Annotated in this window: 20 protein-coding genes; 2 read left to right on the plus strand and 18 right to left on the minus strand. The window is 39.5% G+C overall.

Going from position 1 to position 21646, the window contains the following annotated elements:
• Positions 1–6: 6 nt before the first annotated feature.
• Positions 7–2253 carry a carbohydrate binding family 9 domain-containing protein gene (locus BW139_RS11605; protein WP_076919767.1) on the minus strand — a complete coding sequence of 749 codons (2247 nt, stop codon included), beginning with the start codon at positions 2251–2253 and terminating at the stop codon, positions 7–9.
• A gap of 141 nt (positions 2254–2394) precedes the next feature.
• Positions 2395–2718 carry a ferredoxin FdxA gene (fdxA, locus tag BW139_RS11610; RefSeq protein ID WP_008114035.1) on the minus strand — a complete coding sequence of 108 codons (324 nt, stop codon included), beginning with the start codon at positions 2716–2718 and terminating at the stop codon, positions 2395–2397.
• A 188-nt stretch (positions 2719–2906) separates the two neighbouring features.
• On the opposite strand from fdxA, the gene BW139_RS11615 reads away from it, so the two are divergent.
• Positions 2907–4514 carry an NAD(P)/FAD-dependent oxidoreductase gene (locus BW139_RS11615; protein WP_076919799.1) on the plus strand — a complete coding sequence of 536 codons (1608 nt, stop codon included), beginning with the start codon at positions 2907–2909 and terminating at the stop codon, positions 4512–4514.
• Positions 4515–4606: 92 nt separating this feature from the next.
• Positions 4607–6112 carry an amidase family protein gene (locus BW139_RS11620; RefSeq protein WP_076919768.1) on the plus strand — a complete coding sequence of 502 codons (1506 nt, stop codon included), beginning with the start codon at positions 4607–4609 and terminating at the stop codon, positions 6110–6112.
• 27 nt (positions 6113–6139) lie between these two features.
• Here BW139_RS11620 and BW139_RS11625 read toward each other — a convergent pair whose 3' ends face one another.
• From BW139_RS11625 to BW139_RS11700, 16 genes are all read right to left on the minus strand, one after another.
• Entirely contained in the window at positions 6140–7441 is a 1302-nt protein-coding gene (locus tag BW139_RS11625) for a DEAD/DEAH box helicase (RefSeq protein ID WP_054201651.1), read from the minus strand.
• Positions 7442–7532: 91 nt separating this feature from the next.
• Complete coding sequence (locus tag BW139_RS11630) at positions 7533–8762, minus strand: beta-ketoacyl-ACP synthase (RefSeq protein WP_076919769.1); 1230 nt, start codon at positions 8760–8762, stop codon at positions 7533–7535.
• On the minus strand, positions 8762–9487 hold the full coding sequence (fabG, locus tag BW139_RS11635) for a 3-oxoacyl-ACP reductase FabG (RefSeq protein WP_076919770.1): 726 nt from the start codon (positions 9485–9487) through the stop codon (positions 8762–8764). The genes BW139_RS11630 and fabG overlap by 1 nt, the downstream gene beginning before the upstream one ends.
• Entirely contained in the window at positions 9484–9939 is a 456-nt protein-coding gene (locus BW139_RS11640; RefSeq protein WP_076919771.1) for a hotdog family protein, read from the minus strand. Before BW139_RS11640 ends, fabG begins: the two co-directional genes overlap by 4 nt.
• Positions 9932–11101, minus strand: coding sequence for a beta-ketoacyl-ACP synthase (locus BW139_RS11645; protein WP_076919772.1), 1170 nt, complete (start codon positions 11099–11101; stop codon positions 9932–9934). Before BW139_RS11645 ends, BW139_RS11640 begins: the two co-directional genes overlap by 8 nt.
• Positions 11101–11688: a DUF3261 domain-containing protein gene (locus BW139_RS11650; RefSeq protein WP_076919773.1), complete on the minus strand. Its 588-nt coding sequence runs from the start codon at positions 11686–11688 to the stop codon at positions 11101–11103. Before BW139_RS11650 ends, BW139_RS11645 begins: the two co-directional genes overlap by 1 nt.
• The gene (locus BW139_RS11655) at positions 11676–12914 is read right to left on the minus strand and encodes an NAD(P)/FAD-dependent oxidoreductase (protein ID WP_039037434.1); all 1239 of its coding nucleotides are present in this window, start codon (positions 12912–12914) and stop codon (positions 11676–11678) included. Before BW139_RS11655 ends, BW139_RS11650 begins: the two co-directional genes overlap by 13 nt.
• A gap of 4 nt (positions 12915–12918) precedes the next feature.
• Positions 12919–15165 (minus strand): transporter, encoded by a 2247-nt coding sequence (locus tag BW139_RS11660; RefSeq protein WP_076919774.1) that lies wholly within the window; start codon positions 15163–15165, stop codon positions 12919–12921.
• Positions 15166–15194: 29 nt separating this feature from the next.
• Positions 15195–15716 (minus strand): outer membrane lipoprotein carrier protein LolA, encoded by a 522-nt coding sequence (locus BW139_RS11665; protein WP_076919775.1) that lies wholly within the window; start codon positions 15714–15716, stop codon positions 15195–15197.
• A gap of 14 nt (positions 15717–15730) precedes the next feature.
• Positions 15731–16159, minus strand: coding sequence for a thioesterase family protein (locus BW139_RS11670; protein WP_039037437.1), 429 nt, complete (start codon positions 16157–16159; stop codon positions 15731–15733).
• Positions 16152–17696: a histidine ammonia-lyase gene (hutH, locus tag BW139_RS11675; RefSeq protein WP_039037438.1), complete on the minus strand. Its 1545-nt coding sequence runs from the start codon at positions 17694–17696 to the stop codon at positions 16152–16154. Before hutH ends, BW139_RS11670 begins: the two co-directional genes overlap by 8 nt.
• A gap of 1 nt (position 17697) precedes the next feature.
• Complete coding sequence (locus BW139_RS11680) at positions 17698–18657, minus strand: acyltransferase (RefSeq protein WP_076919776.1); 960 nt, start codon at positions 18655–18657, stop codon at positions 17698–17700.
• Complete coding sequence (locus BW139_RS11685) at positions 18647–19396, minus strand: glycosyltransferase family 2 protein (RefSeq protein ID WP_076919777.1); 750 nt, start codon at positions 19394–19396, stop codon at positions 18647–18649. Before BW139_RS11685 ends, BW139_RS11680 begins: the two co-directional genes overlap by 11 nt.
• Positions 19389–19754: a thioester dehydrase gene (locus tag BW139_RS11690; RefSeq protein WP_039037441.1), complete on the minus strand. Its 366-nt coding sequence runs from the start codon at positions 19752–19754 to the stop codon at positions 19389–19391. Before BW139_RS11690 ends, BW139_RS11685 begins: the two co-directional genes overlap by 8 nt.
• Positions 19738–21102: an AMP-binding protein gene (locus tag BW139_RS11695; RefSeq protein WP_052242884.1), complete on the minus strand. Its 1365-nt coding sequence runs from the start codon at positions 21100–21102 to the stop codon at positions 19738–19740. The genes BW139_RS11690 and BW139_RS11695 overlap by 17 nt, the downstream gene beginning before the upstream one ends.
• The gene (locus tag BW139_RS11700) at positions 21095–21631 is read right to left on the minus strand and encodes a hypothetical protein (RefSeq protein ID WP_254844967.1); all 537 of its coding nucleotides are present in this window, start codon (positions 21629–21631) and stop codon (positions 21095–21097) included. Before BW139_RS11700 ends, BW139_RS11695 begins: the two co-directional genes overlap by 8 nt.
• Between the last annotated feature and the right edge of the window lie 15 nt (positions 21632–21646).

A 21646-nucleotide genomic window follows, 5' to 3' on the forward strand; every position in this document is an offset into this window, starting at 1 on the left:
TAATGTTTAAAGCTGCCACGCATAACTGACTTTAGTAAAGAAAGTACGTTGGTCACGCTCAATGCTTTTTAACGAGTCATCCTGATAACCTTTATCTGAATACCCTAAGTAAAATAACGTTTGTGCGTTAATTTTGTATGAGTACACCAGCTGAGTACCGTAATCTTTGTTGATTTCGCTAACCTGATAAAAGTAAGCATCTTCATTTCTGTCTATATCTTCAAACTGTAAAATCAGCTTAAGCATAGCGCGCATACTAAACTTATAATAAAGCCTAAAATCAACTAAGTTTGCGGTAAAAACACGTCGCCCTTGGTAATCATCTAAATGACTATAATTATGTCTAACATCTACCTGCCAATGATTATTAATATCCCAAACAGCCTGCGATTGTGTGGTTAAAACATCGCCTAGCTGTTCATTGGTGTAATCTATACGGCTTGCATATTCGGCATATAACGATAATCTCAGATCTTTCGACGGTCTAAAAGCCGTATAAAAATAACCAATATTTTGGTTATAAAACTTGCCGTTATAATTTTCATAGCGATTTAACAAACCCAGCTCAAATACAGACTGCTTTTGACCTTGAAAGGTCATGTAACCTTCGTATTCTTCTTCAAGTAACTCGCCATTCTGCGCCCAGGTTTTATCCCAATCGGCGGTGTATGACCAGGTAGTTAGCATGTCATGTTCATCACCATACCAAGTTTGACCGCCACCAAAGCCTACTTTTTTGTAGTCTACTTTTTCTTGATAACCTAAGTCGGTACGGTAATCTTCACCAATATTGTCATAGGTAGCGTAAAGCTTATAATCGCGCTTATCGCGAGTCAGCTTTAATGCATACGCCATATCCGATTGCGTGTCTGCTAAATTGTAGTTATCAACTAAAAACGGCGAGTTATTGGTATCAGCATTCGCGATTTGATAATTAAGCGTATCTGACTGATTAAACCAATAGCTGCCATCAACCGATAGCACCGTGTTATGGTAGTCGCTACTTTCGCGATGCGTTGAAGTAACACCAATAGTGCCTTGTTGGCCAATATCATATTGATAACGCGCCACCGCCGCTTTGGTTTTATCATTTAAGTTGGCAAAGCCCGAGCCTTGGTTACTTGGCAATAAAATATTACTGTTATCGTCATCTGCAAACATCAGCGCATAACTATGACTGTCGGTTTTACCAGTGAGCTTGGCTCCAATATTTGGCTCAGCTATGGTGCGGGTGTAAAGGAGTTCAAATAAGTTACTTTTAAAGTAAGACGCGCCATCTAAGAAAAACGGACGCTTTTCAGCGTAATAAATAGAGTAAGTGGTGTTTACATCCAGTTCTAAAGAATCGGTTTCTACCTGAGAAAAGTCTGGGTTTATTGTGGCATTAATTACCGCATCTTTGGTAACCCCCCAACGAAGATCAAGCCCTATCTCAGTGTCTACATCGCCATTATCCCACGCACCCGGTACCTGTGTTTTTTGATCGTTTCTAAGTGTGGTTAATGTTGGCGTTAGCTGTAGGTTTTTACTTGGTGCTAAATTATTAAATCCGGTTATTTTGTCAAACTGACATAAACTACATTTAATATCACGGTCAAAGCCTGTGCTTGATAATTGATACAACACATCACGCTGATAGTTTCGCATTACAGCAAAACCCCAGGTAGATTGATCTTTATTTTGTGCAAATCGAAGCGCTTTAAACGGAATACGCATTTCAACTACGTAACCTTGCTCGTTTATGGTACCGGCACTGTCCCAAATGGCATCCCACGATAAGTCTGACACCCATTCATCGGTATCCGTCATGCGAAGGTCACCTTGAGCGCCCAGTGGGTTTACATAAAACTCATAGCCTGTACGTTCATCGTTAAAGGTATCGATGACCAAGCCGACGTTGTCATCTTGCCAAAGTGTATCTCTATCACGAAGCGCCGCGCGAATTTTACTCGGATCGGGGTCGTAAGCTACAAACGCAACATATAAATTATGACCATCGTCATAAAGGTATGCATCGGTTTTTACTGGCGGTGTACCTTTTTCATTCGGCTCATCTTGATAATTTACCGCAACATGTGTTGCTTGTTGCCAATGTGGCTCGTTAAGCACGCCATCTACATCAATATTTTTATTAATGTGCGCTAGTTGATAATTAAGCTTATCGGCGAATGCATTAGGGCTAAGAGTTAAACCGAGGCTGAAGCTGATAAAAAACAGCAATGTTGTTATTTTTATAGGTATAAAGTACTGCATAAACATCCATTTAGGTTTATTTACTAGTTAAAAGTAAACTTTGCTCAGGAGTGTAAATTATACAGGTACATTTGTTAATAGTTATGCACTATTATTTGCAATAAAATTAACAAAAAACTAATACAAAGCAAAAGGGAATGATTATGTGTCGAGAAGTTTTAATTTATTGGCAACGCCATTCCAGCTATCGGCATCTTCTGGGGCGGGTTTAACTTGCGTGATGCGTGGCCATATTTCTGCTAGCTCCGCATTTAATTGGGTAAACTCTTTTTGCGATTCAGGTAATTCATCTTCTTGAAAAATAGCATCGGCAGCACACTCAGGTACGCATAAACCACAGTCAATACAGTCAATTGGGCTAATAGCCAAAAAATTAGGACCTTCAAAAAATGCATCTGCAGGGCATACTGATACGCAATCAGTGTACTTACATTTTATACAATTTTCGGTGACTACAAACGCCATAATGGTTTAATACCTAATGTTTTACAATAACAGCTGCGGATCATACCCAACCCTTACCAAAACACAATAAATAAGTGCCAAAAGTGGGCAATTTAACGTAACATATGGCGCTTATAAATCAGCGCTTTGTGCACACCCCTTATTGTGAGCGGAATTTAATCCCCGCTATGACACCTAAAGAGATATTAATGATACGTTTAACCGAAATAAAGCTGCCGCTTGACCATGACGAAAATGCCATTGGCCAAGCTATCATCAATAAATTAAATATAAGCCCAGAGCAGCTACACAGCTACAATGTGTTTAAACGCGGTTACGATGCACGTAAAAAAAGCGCCATTTTACTGATTTACACGCTTGATATTGAAGTGGATAACGAAGCACAACTGTTGGCCTCGTTTGAAAAAGACCAACACGTTAAAGTCTCCCCCGACACCAACTACAAATTTGTAGCGCACGCTAATAGTAGTATTACAGAACGCCCTGTAGTGATTGGCTTTGGCCCTTGTGGCTTATTTGCCGGTTTAGTGCTGGCACAAATGGGCTTTAACCCAATCATTTTAGAGCGCGGCAAAGAAGTGCGTGAACGCACCAAAGACACCTTTGGCTTTTGGCGTAAAAAAGCCCTCAATACCGAATCAAACGTACAGTTTGGTGAAGGTGGCGCAGGCACGTTCTCAGACGGTAAGCTCTACAGCCAAGTAAAAGATCCTAAACATTATGGTCGTAAGGTGATTACTGAGTTTGTAGAGGCTGGTGCTCCTGAAGAAATTTTATACGTTAGTAAGCCGCACATTGGTACCTTTAAACTGGTAACCATGATTGAAAAAATGCGCGCACGTATTATTGAACTTGGTGGTGAAATTCGTTTTAGCACTCGCGTTGACGATATTCATTTAGACAACGGCCAAGTGACTGGGCTTACACTTTCTAATGGTGAACAACTTGAAACTCGCCATGTGGTATTAGCGGTTGGCCACAGTGCCCGCGATACTTTTAAAATGATCCACGATAAAGGCATTTATGTTGAAGCTAAACCCTTTTCAGTGGGCTTTAGAATAGAGCATAAGCAATCAATGATTGATGAATGCCGCTTTGGCGATAATGCGGGTAACCCTATTTTAGGCTCTGCAGATTACAAATTGGTACACCATTGTAATAATGGCCGTACTGTATATAGCTTTTGTATGTGCCCTGGCGGCACTGTGGTTGCCGCTACATCTGAAGAAGGCCGAGTGGTCACCAATGGCATGAGCCAATATTCACGTAGTGAACGTAATGCTAACAGCGCCATTGTAGTGGGTATTTCGCCAGAAAAAGACTTCCCAGGGCATCCCCTAGCCGGCATTGATTTACAGCGTAAGCTAGAAGAGCAAGCCTATGAACTTGGTGGTAAAAACTACGATGCCCCTGCACAGCTTATTGGCGACTTTTTAAAAGGTAAATCATCGGCTAATTTAGGCGATGTACAACCCTCTTACACACCGGGCATTAAGCTTACTGATTTGAGCAACGTATTACCTCCTTTTGCGATTGAAGCCTTGCGTGAAGCAATTCCTGCTTTTAACAAGCAAATTCGTGGCTTTTCAACCAATGATGGCTTACTCACTGGGGTAGAAACGCGTACTTCATCACCTATCAGTATCAAGCGCGATAAAACCTTCCAAAGTATTAATACTAAAGGGCTTTACCCTGCAGGTGAAGGCGCGGGTTATGCGGGCGGTATTTTATCAGCGGGTATTGATGGTATTAAAGCCGCTGAGGCGGTTGCGTTATCGATGTTAGAAAACGCTTAACTCTATTTAACCACCCTTTATCGAAAAACCTCACAATGTGAGGTTTTTTTGTGCTAAAAATAACCTATGTTTACACAAAATAGATAATAACAATGAGTATAAAACGACTACTTTTAACCTTATTTGTTTGTACAATACCTAATTTATACGCAGCGGATAACAATACAGAGCTTAAAACCATTAGTGACATTCACAATGCCTATAAAAATAACACCACCACGGCTGAACAGCTTACCCGCACTTATATCGACAGAATAAACGCGCTCAATCCTAAATATAATGCGGTAATTAGTATTGAGCCCACTGCAATTGAACAAGCCAAACAACTCGATACTCTCTTTAAAGCCGGAAAATGGGCAGGCTCTTTACATGGTATTGCGGTATTACTAAAAGATAACATTGAAACAACAGGTACATTACCCACCACAGCGGGATCATTAGCACTTAAAAATAACGTTACTAATAACGATGCCTTTGTGGTTAAACAATTACGCCAAGCAGGCGCTATTATTTTAGGCAAAGCGAACTTAAGTGAATGGGCTAATTTTCGCTCATCGTATTCGTCATCTGGCTGGAGTGCCATTGGCGGACAAACCCATAACGCCCATGATGTAACTCGTAATCCGTGTGGTTCAAGCTCAGGCTCTGCTGTGGCGGTTGCTTTAAATTTTGCGCCTATTGCGCTGGGCACAGAAACTGATGGTTCGATTACCTGCCCTGCTTCGGTTAATGGGGTGTACGCCATTAAACCCAGTATGGGGCAAGTTTCACGCGCAGGCGTGATCCCCCTTTCTAGTAGCCAAGATTCGGTAGGTCCAATGGCGCATTATTTAAAAGATGCACTCGCGGTATTATCAGTCATTCAAGGTGAAGACTCAGACGATGTATCGACACTCAACGTAAATAGAACGCTTGATGGCATAGCGCCTAAGCCATCACTGAGGATAGGCGCGTTACCTGCCAGTAAGTTTACTGTGGCAACACAAAAGCTTTACGCTAAGCAGTTACAAACATTAAAAGACGCAGGTCATACCGTTGTCAATGTTGCAGTAAAAGATGACTTAAGCACGCTTTACGTTGATGAATACGCCATCCTACTTTACGACTTTAAAGCCGAAATTAACCACTACTTAAGCAAAACACCAACGCAGGTAACCGTAAAAAGTTTAGACGAGTTAATCGCATTTAATATCGCAAATAAACAGCAGGAAATGCCCTACTTTGAGCAAGATATTTTACAACAAGCTAACGCAGTTGATTTGAGTGAAAAACAACAATACAAAAGCACCAAAGCGCGATATCGCGCACTTGCAAAGCGCGCTATTAGCAATTTATACCGCAATAATAAGCTAGATATTGTAATTTCGCCCACCGTTTCACCGGCTTGGAAAACCGATTTAATTAACGGCGATAACTTTAAAGGCAGTAGTAGTTCATTGCCTGCCATTGCAGGGACGACCCATATTACTTTACCGGTTGGCAAAGTAAGCCACTTACCAGTTGGTTTGTCGGTTATTGCTAATCAGAATGATGAAGCGGCTGCTTATGCGTACGCTGCTATTATCGATAATGTATTAGGCACAAAAAAACCTGAGTAAACTCAGGTTTTTAATAGCTTTGCTGTCTTACTTTTTAAGTGACAGCTTTTCGCCTTTTAAGCTTTTACGTACATTAGAAATACGCGAACGGTTTTTCGCTCTCGCTTCACCGGTAGCTTGGCCTGATGGCTTGTTAGCACGGGTGCGACGTAAATGCGCTGGCTTTTTACCAATTTTATCAATCAGTACTTCACGATTACTTACTTCGTAACCTTCTAAGTAAACACGTTTAATTTTTTGACCAATTAAGGTTTCAATTTCAAACAACATGTTTTCTTCTTCGCGACTAACAAATGAAATTGCTTGTCCTTGGTTACCAGCACGGCCTGTACGGCCAATACGGTGTACGTAATCTTCAGCAAGCCAAGGTAAATCAATATTAATAACGCGCGGTAAACCGTCAATATCGATACCACGGGCTGCCACTTCTGTTGCAACTAGCACGCGTACTTTGCCTTCTTTAAATTCACGCAACGCACGACGACGGTTACCTTGCGATTTATCGCCATGACATACTGCCGCAGGGATACCGTCAAGGTTAAGTTCAGTCACTAACTCATCTGCGGTTTCTTTCATGTTTACAAACACTAGCACTTGCTGCCAGTTTTTCTTACCAATCAGCTCAGAAAGCAACTCTTGCTTACGGCGCTCTTCTACTGGGTAAACCACGTGTTGTACTGTGCTTGCGGTGCTGTTAGTTTGATCAACACGGACAATTTCAGGCTGCTTTAACACTTTAGAGGCAAACTGTTTAATTGCTGCTGGGAAAGTAGCTGAAAACAATAAAATTTGACGCTCATCTGCACAGCTTTTTATTACGCTTTGCATGTCATTAATAAAGCCCATATCAAGCATACGGTCAGCTTCATCAAGGACTAAATGTTTTACTTGAGCAAGGCTTAAGTTACCTAAACGAATATGATCAAGTAAACGTCCAGGTGTTGCTACGACAACATCCACACCTTCTTTAAGTGCAATTTCTTGTCCTGCGGTATTAACACCACCAAATAAGCTCACTACTTTTAACTGAGTGTACTTAGCAAAGTCTTTAAAGTTATTCGCAATTTGCTCTGCAAGCTCACGCGTAGGCGCAAGGACTAAGGCGCTTGGCGCATTCGTAGTACTGCAATCTGACTCAAATAACTTTTGAATAATAGGGAGTGCAAAGGCAGCGGTTTTACCTGTACCGGTTTGTGCACTTGCTAAAACGTCTTTACCTTTACGAACAGCCGGAATAGCTGCGCGCTGAATGGGCGTAAGGGTGTGGTAATTAAGTTCGTCTAACGCCTGAATTAGTTCAGGGGCAAAACTAAAAGATTTAAAATTCATTGCTGTATAACCTGCGGCCACATTATCAAGGGCCGCAAATTATACAGCAAAAATGAGCTAACAGTTAGTGAATAGTCACCTTTAGAACATTTTAATCGTTTTTATAGCGTTTAAAAATTAAAGAGGTGTTAATACCCCCAAAAGCAAAATTGTTACTCATTACATAATCGGTATGAATTTCACGCCCTTGTGCTGTTATATAGTCGAGTTCAGCACATTCACTATCTATATCTGTTAGGTTAATTGTTGGCGCAAACCAATTGTCACTCATCATATTTATAGTAGCCCATGCCTCAATCGCACCACAGGCCCCTAAAGTATGCCCTAAATAGCTCTTTAAAGAGCTAATCGGCTTAACACCTAGTGCATTAAAAGTGGCATGAGACTCAGCAATATCGCCTCTATCGGTTGAGGTACCATGCGCATTGACATAACCTACTTTATCAGGTGATAAATTGGCATCTTGCAATGCCATTTCAATGGCTATTTGCATGGTATCTGAAGATGGTTGAGTAACATGTTGTCCATCAGAATTACAGCCAAAACCGACAACCTCAGCCAATATATTAGCCCCTCGAGCTTTAGCATGCTCATACTCTTCAAGTATTAAAGTACCGGCACCTTCTCCTATAACTAAGCCATCACGGTTTTTATCGAATGGGCGAGGCGTATTTTTAGGGGTGTCATTTTTAATACTTGTTGCATACAGCGTATCAAATACAGCTGCTTCGGTAATACAAAGCTCTTCTGCCCCCCCTGCTACCATTACTTTTTGACGACCAAACTTAATTGCCTCATAGGCGTAACCAATACCTTGCGAGCCAGACGTGCATGCCGAGCTTGTAGTGATCACTCGTCCTTTTAAGCCAAAAAACACGCCTACATTTACTGGCGCTGTATGTGCCATCATTTGAATATAACTTGTAGCTGTGACCCCAGACATTGAGCCACTTTCCAACATATTCGCAAATGCGAGAAGCGGCGGTGTTGAACCGGTGGATGAGCCATATGCTACACCGGTAGAGCCATCTGTAAGACTTTTATGTTCAAGTAAATCAGCTTGCTCAAGCGCACGCTCAGTTGCACTAGTGGACATAAGTGCAACTCGCCCCATTGAGCGAACTTGCTTGCGTTTGTAATGGCTAGGTTTCTCAAAATGGGTAACAGGTGCCGCTAAACGGGTATTAAGTCCATCAGCTTTATCCCACTCACTCATTGTTACAACTGCATTTTCACCTTTGATCAATGCGCTTTTAAATTCATTCCAATCATCGCCTAATGCGGTTATAACCGACATCCCTGTAACAACAACACGTTTCATTAAACCATCCCACCGTTAACCGAAATAACTTGGCGAGTAATGTAGGCTGCATCATCAGACATTAAAAATGCGACCGTACCTGCCACTTCGTTCACTGTTCCCATTCGCTTAAGGGGAATCATTTTCATCATTTCAGTAACCGGAAGCTCATCCGTCATTGCTGTTTCAATCAAACCAGGCGCTACACAATTTACAGTAATTTTTCGCTTTGCTAGTTCCAGCGATAGGGCTTTGGTAGCACCAATAATACCCGCTTTCGCTGCGCTGTAATTTACCTGTCCTCTGTTCCCCGCAATACCCGACACTGAAGCCATAGTGATAATGCGGCCACCTTTACGAGTTTGTACCATAGGCATAACCGTTGGGTGCACAACATTATAAAAGCCATCTAACCCAGTTCTAATTACGCTATCCCAATCATCACCTTGCATTGCCGGAAAAGCCATATCGTTAGTAATGCCTGCATTACACACCACCCCATAGTAAGCACCATTGTTTGTAATATCTTGCTCAATTTGTTGCTTCGCCGCAGCTCTATCACATACGTCAAATTGTAGTAGTGTAGTGCTTTGTCCAAGTGCCTGTATTTCTGCACATGTTTGCTGAGCTTGCTCTAAACCATTTCTGCAATGAACAGTAATGTCATAGCCTTGAGCTGCAAGTTTAAGTGCAATAGCCTTACCTATCCCCCGGCTAGAGCCGGTTACTAAAATTCTTTTATTCATTGGTTTTCTCTTATAAACTCCAGCGGATCTTCTGGCTGAAATACATTTATTTTTGCATCACACAGTATTTTTTTATTTTCGCTTATTTGGCATTCAAACACACTTAAACCAGATTCGTCCTGGTAAAGCTTGTGGACATAAATAGTTAATTCACTGTTTTTACAAAATCTGGCCTGATGAGTTTTATATTTTCGCGTGCCGATCAAAAAACCTATTCTAACCGCTTCATTAATATCATTAGCTAATGCTCCAGCATAAGCAGCTATAGACTGGGCCATATATTCAATACCTATATAACTTGGCACTCCCTCAATTTGCTCATTATAAAAAGGGCTTTGAGGTGTAATAGTCACTGAGCAGGTTGCACTCTCATCGCTGTATTCAACTAACTGTTCTATTAAAATCATAGGAGCATCATGGGGTACAACCTGCTCTATAGAATAATTATTCATTATGTGTACCTAAAATCAAACTCGCATTATTACCACCGAACGCAAATGAGTTAGATAAGCAGTAATTTAATTTAACCGTACTAGCTTGCTCAATAACGTTAACATCAGCCAGCTTATTTCTTTGTGAGCATTTATTAAAAGGCAAAGTAATATTCCCTCTGCCTCTGAGCAACAGCCAACAGATACCTGCTTCAATTGCACCAGCTGCACCTAAAGTATGTCCAGTTAAGTACTTACTGGAACTCAGCGATGTATTGTTGCCAAACACGCTATTAATTGCAAGGGCTTCCATTTCGTCATTTTTAATTGTTGCTGTACCGTGTGCATTTATATAGTCAATATCACTAGGTAATAAATCAGCATCGGCCAGAGCAGCCTTCATTGCCGATTTTGCACCATTACCGCTAGGGTCTGGCGCCGAAATGTGATGAGCATCAGAGCTTTCACCACCACCTAAAAACATAACGCCATTTTCTAACGGTGCTTCTTTACTCATAACAAATAACGCAGCGCCCTCACCTATATTAATACCATCTCTCTCATCGCAAAAAGGCTTACACATTCCTGTGCTCATTGATGCCAAGGCATTAAATCCATTAATGGTAAGTTTGCAAAGGCTATCAACGCCACCACAAATTACAACGTCTGCTAAGTCAGCGGTTATTAGGGCTTTTGCGCTAATAAGAGCTTTAGCACTTGAGGTACATGCCGTTGAAATACTATAACAGGGACCTAACGCCCCTACTTTTTGGGCTATGTAATGCGAAGGAGTGGCAAGTTCTTGATCAGCATATAAAAAGTCACTTGGCCACGCACCTGAACTGCCGTGTTCAGCTCGAGCTTGTTCGCCATCATGCACCCCTGATGTACTTGTACCTACCACAACAGCAATTCGTGATTTATCAATATGTGAAAAGCTGTTAAGTGTTGGGAGTATTTGCTCAAGCGCTATATCAATTAGCGTATTAATACGGCGCTTTTGATTTAGAGGAACGCAGTCTACATGCCCAACATAAAATGGCAGATCCTCTGTGCTTAATTTTTTTGTCTTTAAAAGCCGTGGTGCTTCATTATGTTGTAAGTTATTTAGGCTAAAAATTGTATCTTCAATACCTTTGCCCATTGCACTTACAATGCCTAAATCATTTAACCAAAAAGTCACTAGTTTACCTTCTCAAATGTAATTTGATAATGTCGCTCACTATTATTTAGTACTATTTTATTATCGGTATAATTTATTGTAATAATCGAGCGGTTATCTTTTAATACACGCCTTTTTGTGGCTATCTGCTCCATAACCGCTCCAGATATTTTTTCATTAAGAAATAATACAGGCCAATGCACTAAAGCAATATCTGCCAATATATAAGCAGGGTCTAAATCGACACCTACTATCATTTTAGTAACATTAGGTGGCTCATTATTTAGTTTTTCAAGCTTTAAAATAGGTAAGCCTTGTGTAGTCATTAATAATAAGTTGATAGTACCCTGCTTGTTTATTTCTAATTGTGCTAATAAAGTATGCTCTTTCTCATTGTTTTGAATATATAAAACATGCTGCCAATTTTGATCAAACATTTGCACAGGCACATGCGAAATATCAAGTGTAGTGGCTGCAGAAATATCAACACGCTCACTGCTTTTATATGTGCTACTACATGCTGTTATGCAACCACACACTAAAGCTATAAAAGTACCTCTTAAAAAGTGTCTGATATGAGCCTCAATAACTGGGATTAATTTTGACATAGCTGCGCTAATACATTTAAACGACGCTCACTTTGAGCAACAAATGGATTATTTTTATCCCATGCGTAACCCGCTAAAATAGCACTGATCATTTCACGAACCTGCGAGTTTTGTTCTGAATAAAAAATAACGTCTTGAAATCGGGTATCGTACCAACCTTTAACAAAGGTTTTAAAACAATCAACTCCTGCCTGCAATGGCTTGGCGTAACATTCATCAAAATCAATCACTTCTCCATTTAAATAATCATCAATAAGGGGGGCAATTAAGTGTGCAGACTTTAAAGCAATAGTCACCCCAGATGAAAACACTGGATCTAAAAATTCACCCGCATTGCCTAGTAAAGCAAAATGCTTTCCATGTAGCGTACATACATTAGCAGAGTAACCACTAACGCTACGCGCCTGTGTTATAGGTACGCGATTAGCTAAAAGTTTTTTTAAGTAAGGGTCTTGTTCTATAAACTGTTTTAAGGTGTCAGCTTCGCTACTCTCATTAAAGCGCGATTGCTTTGCCACAACCCCAATACTGGACGTGCCATCACTAAAGGGGATGAGCCAATACCAAACATCATTAAATTTAGGGTGAACGGTTATTAAAATTTTATTTCTATCAAACAGCTCGTCAGTAATGCCATCATTAAAGTGACTAAAATAAGCACTACGCACAGGAAAAGTAGAAGGTTTTTCTAAATTTAAAAGTTTTGGTAAAACTCGGCCGAAACCGCTCGCATCAAGTACAAACTTAGCCCTTACGTCATACGTTTGTTTTTTATTATTTTGCACTTGCAGCGTCGCACTAGCAGCTTCATCAGTAAAACCAATAACACTATGCTGATAGCGAATTTCAACGCCTTGATGCTGCGCTCTATCAGCAATCAGCTTATCAAAATCAGCCCGTTTAACTTGAAAAGTAGTACCCGGGCCTGGGCTAAATTTTTCAGTAAAATTTATAGCTGTATTTTGGCCATTACGATGAAACGCAGCACCATCTTTAAATTGAAAGCCAAGCTCATCTGCATGTTCATGTATTGTTTTAACTAGCCCAGCATCAGCTAAATATTCCATACATTGAGGTAATAAGCTTTCGCCAATTGAAAATCGAGGAAATAATTGTTGCTCTAGCACCAGCACTTTCCAGCCTTTTTGTACTAATAAGCTACTTACAAGTGCACCTGAAGGCCCTGCTCCTATAACCACAACATCATACTGCTCAAGGTTGTTCAAATTATTATTCCTTTTGAGACTTTAATACACTTAATGGAGATAAAATATATACGGCTAAAATCCCTACCATAACAGTAAGGCCGAAACTAAAAATGGCAGGGGTATTTGAAAAGGCGAGCATACCAAATACACACATAGAAGAGGCGGCCGACAAGCTAATGGCCAATACATTTACCGCCGTTAAGTTGTTAATTTGGTAAAACACTAAATAATCTATGGCTAGGCCAATAATGAGTAAGCCACCTAGCAGATTAAAAATTGAGATACTTCCTTGCGCTGCATTACATACCCAAAGCATAGTCAACAGGCTGACACTTAATGTTATCACCTGCACAGTGCCAATCCGAAGGCCAAATTTATAGCTAAATAAAACAAAGCAAATAACAATGGCCACGCCCAATGTAAGCAATAAATACTGGCTGTAGTTTTCAAGTAGGCTACTGATTTGCTTAGGCTTGTTATATATAAACGCATCTTCATAAGCATTAACGTTAGAAGTTAGCGCTTGCGTGGATACTCCCGATACAGAAAACCAAGTAACAGCTTTATTAGGCTCAACAAACATTTGTGCATTTAAAAGTACTGAAAAATGACTATTTGCTAAAGCGTCGTAACTCAAAAGTTCTGTGTTAGCTGACTCAACTTTTATCCCTGTATATTTTTCAGTAATAATTAACACATTGTTTTTAACAGCCCCATTAAAGAGCGCTAAATTATTTTCTTGCGTGCGCTTACTAGGTAACCAACGCTTAATAGCATTGTGTTTAAGGTGTGGGTTAATACGCTTTAAATCACCTATTAGTCGTTCTTGCTTTTGCAGTAGTTGTTCAGCATTTGATGCAAATAAAAACACAATGTGACTATCTAATTGCCCCATTAAAGTTAAATGCTTTTGCTCATTAAGTATTAGTTGCTGTGGGCTTGCATTTAGTAAACGTACATCGTTGTTAAATGAAATGGGTTTAAGATAAAACAAAAACATTAACACCAGCCCCAATACGAGTAAAACCGATTGCTTATAACGGTTAAAGCGCACCATTAAACCTAATAACTGCTGACTTTTAATCAAACTTCGCTCAGAGAGCACAAGCTTAGATTGCCAGATAGGTAATATAATTAATGTGAATAACCAAGCGCTCGCAAGCCCAGCAATTACAAACACTGCTACTTGCGATAAAAGTGAAATTGGCGCACCTAATAGACAGCTATAGCCTAGGCCTGTTGTAATAAAAGATAAAAGCAAAGCTGTTTTTGTGCCTTTGCTTAACCCACTACTTTGGTAAAAACTGTTGCCATACGCTAAATCAGTCATCGCATGGAATGCATAATCAATAGCTATACCAATTAGGGTTACAGCAAAAACCAGTGTTAATAAATGAATCGAATTAAACACAAATACCATGGCCGTAGCACCACCAGCCAGTGCACTAAGTACGGTTAAGCTTGCAAGTAAAATGCTACTGACTTGCCTAAATACCCAAAACACCATTAAAAGTAATGCGATTACACTAAGGCCACCAAATAAGCTCATTTCATACTTAGCTTGCTGAGCGTTTTCAGCTGTATGAAAAAGAGCACCTGAATAGCGAATAGTGGTCCGTGGGTAAGTAATATTTAAACTTTCAAGCTTATTTTTAATGCTGCTCGCAAGCTTAATAGACTCATCAATTGGAAGGCTATTGTTAGGAACGGTAGCCAATATAACAGCATAATCCTTATGGTTTAAACGGCGCGTTAACCGCTCATTTCTTAAAGAGAATAACTGACTTTGTTTTAAATTATCGCCTATAAATGCAGCAAGACTTAAACTAATATCGGCTTTTAGTGTGGCACTTACAAAAGGGTTTCCTAATTGATTTAATTGAGTAAGGTAAAATGACTCAAACTGTGCTTTATCAACCATACTATTTTTATAATTGTCGCTGAGCAGCGCATGTTGATACGCAGAGAACACTGAAGATAACTGCTCAATGCTTGGCAGTTCAAAGCTATTTTTTATATCACGTTTTAACAGCCATGATTTAAGCTCGTCATGTGCTAAGTTTTTACTATCACCAGTAAATGAAAACATAATACGGTTTGCATTTTTTTTAAAAAAGACCTCTTCGCCGTACGCCAATTGAGAATGTGATTTTGGTAATAAACTAAACATGTCAGCATTTAATACAGGCTTAGTGATATACAAAGCAGCACAAAGTAAAACAGCTAAAAAACCAAACCATGTAATAAGTACACTAATACGTTTAATCACATCACTCTTCCGAAGGTTACTTACACTTATTAATTATTAGGTGTATTTGCATAAGAAAACTCTATTACTGTGTTGCTACCCGAGTGCTCATTTAAAGTTATACTTTGTACACGCTGGTTATTTTCACAAAGAATAAAATGGCTAAACAGCTGTTTTAATAGCGTATCTTTTGGCTTTAATAATAAACAGTCTGTTTGGTTTGTTACATCAAAACGCTCATATAAGGCTTTCATATCTAATGCGAGTAAGTCAGTTAATAATCCTACAAACTGCTCGCTGCCAGGCTGAGGAGTAAGCTCACCCTCTTTATTTTTAACAAATACTTGGCCATTCTCGATTAGTAATGTGCTTTGCACTGGTGTTTTTACATACCAAAGCAGCTTTTCCCCCTCAAGTGTAAACTCCCCTTTAGAGATGAATGGTTTAGAGAAGCCGGCAAAATGCTTTAATTGCTTAAATTCACCCGAAACTGTCGTAGCAGCTAATAAACTGGCACTAAAAAAAGCAAAATAAAGAGCACTAACAAACACACAATTTTTTAAATAATTCATAGCATCATCCAATATTAGCTAAGTATTTTTGCAAGCTTATCAACTATCACCGCTGGTGAGGCAAACTGCATTTCTTTAGTCGATATCTCAACAGCAACTTGAGTGGTAGTCGCTTTAGTAATACGCTTATTCGTTATGGCATCTGTAATTACATAATCAATTTTTAATCGGTTTTCGAACTCTTTTAAATGCGCGGTCACTTTAATTTTTTGGGTAAATATGGCGGATGCCACGTACTTAATTTGCATATCCACTATTGGCCACGCATAACCCGACTCCATCATTTGAGGATAGTCGTAATCAAATAATCTCAGTAACTCACAGCGAGCCACCTCTAAGTAGCGAGGGTAATTACCATGCCATACAACATTCATCGGATCGCAGTCATGAAATGGAATTTCAATTTCCACTTCATGAGTTAGCAAAGCGCCTCTACTATTCATATAAAGCCCAACGTTTTTCCTGAATATAACTAATGGTTTGTCTAAGTACCGCTTCCATTGGCCTATCTTCAGTTAGGTTTTCGAAATAATGAGTTATGTCAGTATACATCGCTTGCATATCTGCAGTTAAACTTGAAAATTCAAGTTCGCCTTGTTTAATACGCAGCCTCACCCCTTGAATACTTGCTAGTAACGTACTTGCAATAACCTGCTCTGTAAGCTGTAAAATACGCAAACAATCACGTGAGGCAATAGTCCCCATGCTTACTTTATCTTGATTATGGCACTCAGTAGAGCGAGAAAATACACTTGCAGGCATCGTTAACTTAAGCGCTTCAGCAGTATAGGCACTGGCGCCTATTTGCACGGCTTTAAAGCCATGATTTATGTAACGACGTTCAGCCTCACTGTCTGATAAATTTGATGGTAATCCATTATTAAATTTAGTATCGACCAATGAAGCGATTTGCCTGTCGGCTAAATCTGCCAGATTTGCAATCGCCGTTTTCATACTATCCATTGCCATTGCAATGTGGCCGCCATAAAAATGGCCACCATGAAGTACATGTTCACCCTCGCCATCAATAATGGGGTTATCGTTTGCAGAATTAAGCTCGTTTTCTATCATCTGCCTGAAAAATGGCAAACTATCTTGCAATACACCAATAACATGCGGTGCACAGCGAATAGAGTACCTATCTTGTAGTCTATCAGCGTTACGAGGATGGTCATGATGGTTTAAATCATCTCGTATCCATTTAGCAACTTGTTGCTGCCCAGGATGAGGCTTAACAGAGAATAAAATTTCATCAAAATGATGACTATTACCTTTAAGAGCAAGGCTAGACAATGCTGTAATCCTACTTGCAAGTTTTGCTAAATAATTGGCTCTATCAAACGCTAAACAAGCCAGTGCGGTCATCACAGCTGTACCATTCATAACTGCAAGCCCCTCTTTTGGGCGAAGCGTTAAAGGTTTTAAACCAGCCGCTTGCATTACCTGTGCGCTGTTAAGTATTTTATCTTTGTAAAAAACATCACGTTCACCAACCATAGCACCTGCTACATACGACAGTGGGGTTAAATCACCGCTAGCGCCTACCGAACCTTCTTGAGGAATAACAGGTACTATATCAAGGTTTAAATAGTCTTTGAGAAGATTAAGCATTTCCCAGCTTACGCCAGAATAGCCTTGTGAAAGTGATGCTAAGCGCGTAGCTAAAATTGCACGCCCTTGTACTTTATTAAACACATCGCCTAGTCCACAACCATGAAAGCGCGTTAAATGTAATGGCAGCTCATCAACTAAGTTAAGTGGCACAGGAACCGTGACTGAGTCACCATAGCCTGTAGTTACCCCATAAATCACACCATCTTCTTTGAGTAGAGAGTCTAAAAAGCTAAGCGCGCTATCAATTTTTGCGCTAAATTGCTCGCAGCCACTTAATTGCACCTGAGTATTTTGATGTGCAATATTAACAATATCTTCAATAGAAAGTTGTTGGTTTCCAAAAAGCTGTACTTCCTGAGCTGACACTCTACTTCTCCTTTGCATTTCTGCGTTCTACTTGCTGATCGTTTTGCCAAAAATCATAAAAATTAAACCACTGATAAGGATACCGCGCGGCATAAAAGCCTAAACGTGCAGAAAAATCTGTAATTACAGTGGTTAATAGACCTTGTCTTTGTGATCGGGGTATTTTTAATGTTTGGCTATAATGTTCAAAAATCACATGATACTTCTTTGTTTTTTTATCTTTTAAGCAAAATAAAAAGTAAACGGGGCAATCTAACAATGCAGCTAATATAAAAGGCCCTTGAGAAAAAGATGCAGGCTTACCTAAAAACTCAACACGTGTGGAACGCTCACCCGTTGTAGCGCTTGTTCTATCACCAACAATAACGACTATTTCACCCTGCTCTACTTTATCTTTTAATAAAATAGCTAAATCAGGCCCCATATCGCTCACTTGAATTAAGTTAACCGACACCGCGGGGTTAATTTTTTTAAGCATTTTATTAAATTCTACAGCATGATGAGTAAATACAAGCACATTAATTTTTTTACTGCTGCGATGCTGGCTCAATGCTCTACATACTTCAAGGTTACCCAAGTGAGAGCCAATAAAAATGGCCCCTTGCTGTTGCTCATTTAAATCAATGAACAGCTGTTCATTAGTATATTGGATATCCTTTTTTGAAATTCGACCGAGCCAACCATCAATTTTATCAAGGGCGCTATCGGCAAAACTACAAAAATGCATAAGCTGTTGTTTAAAAGTTACTTTACGCTCAACATTATTGTAATTATTAACTTGAGCTAAAAACTGCTTAGAAGCCGCGCGTGCAACTTTACCGGTAATAAACAAATAGCAAACAACCGGGAACAAAATAACCCACAGCCCTTTACGACCAAGTACTTTATGGGCAAATAGTAATATTTGTATACCTAAAAAGTTACCTCGCTCTTGCATTTTAGACCAATGTTTAACGGCCATAACGTCTCTTATATTTATGCCATAGTAAAATAGGTGAACGAAGCAGCATGCCAAAAAATAAACGCGTATGTAACCACGAAATGCGCACATTATCTTGAAGTGGCTGAAAGTGTGACAAGCCATTTTCTGGGTAAACAACCTGGCTTGGTAAAAAAACAAATGGCACGTTGCGCCAATATAACCTAACTAGTATTTCTGGATCAAAGTCCATACGCTTACCGAGCTTAACCTCACTTATAAGCTTATTAGTCACATTTAAGGGGTACACTCTAAAACCACACATTGAGTCAACAATTTTAAAGCTGAGCGTTTCTATCCATACCCACACATGGGTTAAATAACGTGCTAAGTAACGATGTTTAGGAACCGATTCATCATACACTGGGCAACAACTAACTAATGCCTGTGGGTGTGTATTTGAAAGTTCAATCAACTTTTTGATATCTGATAAATTATGCTGACCATCTGCATCTACTTGTATCGCATGGCTATAACCTTGCTCATACGCGCAGCGCAATCCTGTTTGTACCGCACCGCCTTTGCCTTCGTTTTGCTCATGCGATATAAGAGTGAGGTGGGCATATTTTTTCTCAAGAGTAGCAAAAAGAGATTTAGCCTGCACACTACTGGCATCATCAACCATTATTATCGGCAGCGTATACTCAGTTAACGCTGCAAGTACTTCATCAATAACACTTACATGATTAAAATTAGGTATAACAATACAAAAATTATTCATCTGTATCACTTTTAAACACTATGCGCCCAGAGGCGTGTTGGCCTTTATCTGATTGATACGAAAAGCCATACTTACCGCTCGGTTTTTCTTCTACAGTTAATTTAATTGTTAGACCAGGGGTAATAACAACCTGAAACTTAAGCACTTCAATATCTTTTACTTCACGTTTAACATTAAAGTATTTTCGCACGGCATCTACGGCCCAATCGAGCTGCACTACACCTGCTAAAATAGGGCCTTGACTAAAGTGACCTTTAAAATAATCTAAACTTGGCGGTATAAAAAGCGTTAGGCAATGACCCTGTGTTGACGATACACAGTTAACAAGTTCAGGCTTTGTGTTAATCAGCTTTGACAAAAAGAGACTCCAATACTTTTAAATTTATTTTAGCTTGCGTGTTGTAGGGTAATTGATTTAGAAAACGCCATTTTTTAGGCGTACAGATCCCTTCAAAACGATTCAATGTATGTGTTTTTAAAAGCGTATTAGTCGCTAACTTTCCATTGGCGTTTAAATATGCTTGCCCTTTCTGTGTAAGCACTATAACAGCGCCTAATACTAAACGTTTCCCATTTAGCGTTATTACTTTAGCTTCCTGCACCCACTCACTTTTGCATAAATGTAGCTCTAGTTCGTCAAGGCTTAAGCGTTTTTCTTCAAGCTTTATAATACGGTCAAAACGACCTAGTAATTCAAATTGGCCATTTTTAAATAATGTACCTCGGTCATCTAATAAATAGTTTGTTTGCTCAACTAAAGGCGAATTCAACACTAATCGTTGTTCAGAGGTTCTGTGTAATGTGATCCCTAAAAATGGCTGCCAATGACTAACGTTCTCTAAAGACACAACCTGACGATATGCAATTCCGCCAGTTTCGGTGCTGCCAAATACTTGAGTAATGGGTTTATTTAGCTGTTTATTTAAAGTGACAGCGTCTTCATTTTGAAGCGGCCCACCGGATGAGAAAACCCACTGTAAATGTGACTTTTCTTCTATTAAAACGTTATCTTGATGCAGCCGCTTTAGCTGTGCCGGACTGGATATAAACACGGCCTGTGTATTTGTTTTAAGTTTAGTAGCAATATGCTCGGGGTAGTTAAGCAAGTCTGTATCAATTATGTAGTTATTGCTAAGCGGCCATAACACTCTAAATAACAAACCGTAAATATGCTGATGCGAAACACTGGCAATAAATACAGGGTTACGTTTTAAAGCAAACGTACTGTTGAGCGTTTTTATCTCTTTATTAAGCACTCGCCACGATTTAAAAATAGGCTTAGCTTGACCTGAAGAGCCAGAAGTATAAAAAACAAGGTTACCTTCACTCGGCCAAGCAATTTTATTGAACGGTGTGTAGTTAGGTGTAGTTGTTAAATTACCAATATTTTCAAATGGCGTAGTCGCATGCTCGACCAAATCACTATCGCCCAAATAGTAAGGGGTTTGCTCTAAAAGCGCATTGAGTGTTTCGCTTTGACCATTAGGCGGTAAAATTATAGTCCAGCCTTTATGCGCCAATGCAAAAAGGTTTACAGCAAAATCATAGCTACTACTGTTGAAAAGCACTGCCGATGCTTTAGTAGGCGATTGCGGAATTTTAGCCAAAACTTGATTAATATCATTAACAAATTGACGCTCAGATAACGCTGAGCCGCTATGATTAAATCGAATATTTATGCTTGCGTTATCTAAAGTATTAAACACCTGCATTCCTTTTTACTTTTTTCCTTACTAACCACTCTACTGCAAATAAAACACCCATAATAATGTATGCAATAAAACCGTTATAAAATGCCCACACATCAAGACTTGTAAACACACTCGTGTATAACGCTATACTGGCGTTAAAAACAAAAAAAACGCACCATATTTTAGTTACATTTTTAGTGTACGAAATGGCTCTCTTATCAAGCTTTGGCTCAGTGATACGCGCAAACGTTTCTATGATGCTTGGACCCTTATAAAGCGAGTAAGCAAAAACAAAAAACATAACAGTATTCACAATAACCGGATAAAGCCGAATACCAAAATCACTGCCGATAGTTTTTGATAAGCCAATAGCTAAAATTCCAAGTAATGAGGCTGGCTTTATCCATGGCATTTTAGCTAATAAAGGCTTGCTTAACCAAAGCCTTATTATTAACAGTGTTAATAAAATCACAGTGAGTAAATAACTGTTGAAACGTGTCAGCCCTATATAAACAATGAAAGGGTAACACGTTAAAAAAATCATTATTAACGCTGTTAA

Source organism: Pseudoalteromonas sp. SK18 (assembly GCF_001974855.1).
Taxonomy (GTDB): Bacteria; Pseudomonadota; Gammaproteobacteria; order Enterobacterales; family Alteromonadaceae; genus Pseudoalteromonas.